The 1,503-nt window shown below is 71.9% G+C and carries 2 protein-coding genes; one reads left to right on the top strand and one right to left on the bottom strand.

Annotated features, from left to right (window positions below):
• On the bottom strand, positions 1-697 hold a 697-nt coding region (locus ACFW9D_RS38510; protein WP_384630143.1), incomplete at its 3' end, for a class F sortase.
• Between the two features lie 347 nt (positions 698-1,044).
• On the opposite strand from ACFW9D_RS38510, the gene ACFW9D_RS38505 reads away from it, so the two are divergent.
• Positions 1,045-1,503: hypothetical protein (locus tag ACFW9D_RS38505; protein WP_384630141.1), on the top strand; the 459-nt coding region annotated here is incomplete at its 3' end.

Here is a 1,503-nt window from a genome sequence, read left to right as displayed (position 1 = left end):
GGGGGCGCGGGGCCCCCCGGGGTGTGGGCGGCCACCCGCCCCCCCACACCAGGCGGGCGAAGACCACGACGTTTCCGTCGTAGCCGTTCTGCTTCGAGAAGCCGCCGCCGCAGGTGATCACCCGCAGCTCGGGGGTGCCCGTCGGGCCGTAGACCTTCTCGCCCGGGAAGTTCGCCTTCTCGAACACCTCGATCCCGTACACCTCGAAGACGGCCGTCCTGCCGTCCCGGCGCAGCACCTCGACGTGGTTGCCCTTCTTCACGGAGCCGAGCCCGTAGAACACGGCCGGGCCCTGCATGTTGTCGACATGCCCGACCACGATGGACGTGCCCTGCTCACCCGGTGAGACCGAGCCCGTGAACTGGCCCGCGAGGTTCGGGTCCTGCGGCGGTGGCGCGTCGACCCAGCCCTCCGCGTCCAGACCGACCGGGGTGACCGGAGCGTCCACCCGGATCGCCGGGATGCGCACCCGGTCCGCCATCGAGAACGGCAGCGGCTGCGGGGCGCCCGCGGACTTGAGCGCCGCGGGGATCCGGGTGTCCGCCGCGGCGGCCGGCGCGGGCTGCGGCGGACCGACGTCGAACTCTCCCGAACCGTTGCGGATCAGCGCCAGACCGGTGAGCAGCACCAGCGCTATCACGCCCCACGGGGCTCGCTTCCTGGGTCGCTCCTCTTCGGCGAAGGCTGGCTTGAACATTCGCTCATCCCCTCTGGACCCGGCGGCGAGACCGTGTCCGTTGCGCGTACCAGCACGCTAAGTCGAGCGCGCACGACGGGCGACGGGGCGAGGGCGAACGGGTGGCGGCCCACCGGCCGGGGCGGCCCCGGTGCGCCATCCGAGTTCTCCCGCACAGGATTTTTCTGACGGTGTGTGACCTGCGGGATTGTCTGCTTGTGCGGAAATCCGTCGGCGTGTCGCCTCACCAGGACGGCCGATTCCCGAAATGCGGTGCCGTGCACGGCATCTGAGGGTTCGTCTGGGAGGCGTTCTCGCCGAAATTCCCGGGGACCGTTCCCCGGGGACGTCTTCCGCGGAGGATTTCCATGCGTACCACCCGTGCTCTGGCGGTGTCCGCCGTCGCCGTCGCCGCCGTCGGTCTCGCCGCCCCCGCCGCGTCCGCCTGGTCCGACCCGACGCCGTCCAACATCACGGCCACGCCGAGCGTCATCCCGCGCGGTGGAGAGCTGACCATCACCGTCGACTCGACCAAGTGCCAGGAGGGCGGCACCGCTTCGTCGAACGCGTTCGACACCACCAGCTTCACCCGGTCCACGGGCAGCACCGCGACCGCCACCGCGCGCATCCGGCACAACGCCACGCCCGGCGCGCACGACATCACCGTCTCCTGCGGCGGCTCGACCGTGACCAAGCCGGCCGCGTTCACCGTCATCAACGGCGGCGTCCGCGGTGGTCTCGGCGGCTCCACCGAGACCGGCGCCACCCGCACCGACATGGCGATCGGCGGCGGCCTCGTGGCCGTCGCGCTGGTCGGCGGCGGTGTC

It is taken from the genome of Streptomyces sp. NPDC059524, from assembly GCF_042749255.1.
Lineage (GTDB): Bacteria > Actinomycetota > Actinomycetes > Streptomycetales > Streptomycetaceae > Streptomyces > Streptomyces xanthii.
The sequence above is the reverse complement of the archived record's forward strand: the minus strand, read 5'-3'. Positions and strand labels throughout refer to the sequence as shown.